This window comes from Psychrobacter glacincola (genome assembly GCF_904846215.1).
In the GTDB taxonomy this organism is placed as follows: Bacteria; Pseudomonadota; Gammaproteobacteria; order Pseudomonadales; family Moraxellaceae; genus Psychrobacter; species Psychrobacter glacincola.
Map to the genome: position 1 here is coordinate 1 of NZ_CAJGZK010000090.1, position 612 is coordinate 612.

Here is a 612-nt window from a genome sequence, read left to right on the forward strand (position 1 = left end):
GCAGTCGCTGCCAATGGTGAGATTGTGGCCAGTATGGATAAGATGAACCATATCGGACAATTTTATCCTGCCGATCGTATGGTTGAGATTGAATCCGGTGTGGTCACGCAGCAGTTGCAACAGTTTGCTGAATCGAAAGACCTCTACTACCCTGTCGACTTTGCCTCAGCAGGCTCCAGTCAAATCGGTGGCAATATTGGCACCAATGCTGGCGGCATCAAAGTTATCCGCTATGGCATGACCCGTCAATGGATTATGGGGCTGACAGTAGTAACTGGTAAAGGTGATATCTTGCAATTGAACCGCGGTATGGTCAAAAATGCTACTGGCTATGACTTACGTCAATTGTTTATCGGTAGCGAAGGCACACTTGGCTTTGTCACTCAGGCACAAATCAAGCTTGAGCGTCAGCCGCAAGACTTAAACGTCATGGTGCTTGGCATGGACAGTTTTAATGATGTAATGAATGTGCTATCTGCCTTTCAAGCACAGATTGATTTAACAGCCTTCGAATTCTTTGATGATGTGGCAATTGATAAGCTGATGGCACACGGTCGAGTGCAAGAGCCATTTGAGTCGTGTACCAAATTTTATACGCTATTAGAGTTTGAA

The 612-nt window shown here is 45.6% G+C and carries 1 protein-coding gene; it reads left to right on the top strand.

The features are described from left to right. The coding region (locus tag JMW90_RS13565) for an FAD-binding oxidoreductase (RefSeq protein WP_201564767.1) at positions 1-612 on the top strand (612 nt) is incomplete at both ends.